Annotated in this window: 3 protein-coding genes; 2 read left to right on the plus strand and 1 reads right to left on the minus strand. The window is 68.3% G+C overall.

The annotated features are described in order from the left end of the window. Window positions 1-110 precede the first annotated feature (110 nt). Together Q7T09_RS07570 and Q7T09_RS07575 are read left to right on the plus strand one after the other, a co-directional pair. A complete protein-coding gene (locus Q7T09_RS07570) occupies window positions 111-500 on the plus strand; it encodes a GFA family protein (protein WP_304698934.1) in 390 nt (129 codons plus the stop codon). Continuing rightward, window positions 497-970, plus strand: coding sequence for a GFA family protein (locus tag Q7T09_RS07575; RefSeq protein WP_304698936.1), 474 nt, complete (start codon window positions 497-499; stop codon window positions 968-970). The genes Q7T09_RS07570 and Q7T09_RS07575 overlap by 4 nt, the downstream gene beginning before the upstream one ends. A gap of 116 nt (window positions 971-1,086) precedes the next feature. On the opposite strand, the gene rplS is transcribed toward Q7T09_RS07575, so the two are convergent. Then, window positions 1,087-1,418, minus strand: a 332-nt coding sequence (gene rplS, locus Q7T09_RS07580) for a 50S ribosomal protein L19 (RefSeq protein WP_304698938.1), incomplete at its 5' end; no start/stop codon positions are given.

A 1,418-nucleotide genomic window follows, 5' to 3' on the forward strand; every position in this document is an offset into this window, starting at 1 on the left:
CAGATGGAATGCTGGATCGCCATGCACGAGAACCTGAAGGGCAGCCGCCGCATGCGGCTGATGTTCGACCATCTGGTGGCGGGACTCGGCGGCTATCTCGCGGAGGGGCGATGACCGGCGGCTGCCTCTGCGGCCAGGTGCGCTACGAGGCGCGGGGAACGCCGCTCAATGTGCGGGCCTGCCACTGCACCCTGTGCCAGAGGTCGACCAGCGCGCCCTTCTTCGCCCGCGCCATGTTCGCCGCCGATGATGTCAGCTGGAGCGGCGAGACCCTGGACTACCCCACCTCCGAGCGGGTGATGCGCCGCTCCTGCGTCCGCTGCGGGACCCTGGTGTTCGCGCAGCCTAAGGACGCGCCGGCCCGGATCGCCGTCAGCCTGCCGACCCTCGACGATCCCGACGCCCTGGCCCCCGACATGCACATCTTCACCTCCACCAAGCGCGTCTGGCTGGTCCTCGACGACGGCCTGCCGCAATATCTGGAAAGGCCCCCCGCATGAGCCGGCTGCCCAGCTTTCCCATCCAGGGCGGCTGCGCCTGCGGGGCGATCCGCTATGAGCTGCGCGCCCCGCCGATCGCGGTCTATACCTGCCATTGCGCCGACTGCCAGACGCTCACGGCCAGCGCCTTCTCCATGGCCATGCCGGTCTTGCGCAAGGACTTCCAGATCACCCAGGGGGAGCCCGCGACCTGGCTGCGCAAGGCCAAGTCCGGAACCGTGATCCCGCAGCGCTTCTGTCCCGACTGCGGGACCCGGGTCTTCACCGAGCCGCCGGGCGGACCGCATTCCCTCATCATCCGCCCCGGCACGCTGGACGATACGAGCTGGCTGCACCCGGTCTCGGCCTTCTGGGTGTCCAGCGCCCAGCCCTGGGTGACCTTCGACGACGACGTCCTGCTGTACGAGACTCAGCCGACGGACTTCGCCCCGGTGATGAAGGCCTGGAAGGCGTGGGTGAACACCCCCTAGCTGTCATCCCGGTTTCCGCGCCTGCGGCGCTGCATGCGGGATGACACCGAGTGGAAACGAAAGCGGCGGCCCCGTCGCCAGGGCCGCCGCTTGGAAACTCGGAGGTGTCGAAGACCTTAGTCTTCGGCGGCTTCCGGAGACGCTTCGGAGGCCTTGGCGCCGCCAGTGTAGGAGCGTTCGGCGATCCGGGCCGACTTCCCGCGACGGTCGCGCAGGTAATAGAGCTTGGCGCGACGGACGACGCCGCGACGCTTCACCTCGATGGATTCGATCATCGGCGAGTGGGTCGGGAACACCCGCTCCACGCCTTCGCCGAAGGAGATCTTGCGGACGGTGAAGCTCTCGTTGATGCCGCCGCCCTGACGGGCGATGCAGACGCCTTCATAGGCCTGAACGCGCTCGCGCTCGCCTTCCTTGATCTTCACGTTCACGCGCAGGGTGTCGCCGG

The sequence above is a fragment of the Phenylobacterium sp. genome (assembly GCF_030645195.1).
In the GTDB taxonomy this organism is placed as follows: domain Bacteria; phylum Pseudomonadota; class Alphaproteobacteria; order Caulobacterales; family Caulobacteraceae; genus Phenylobacterium.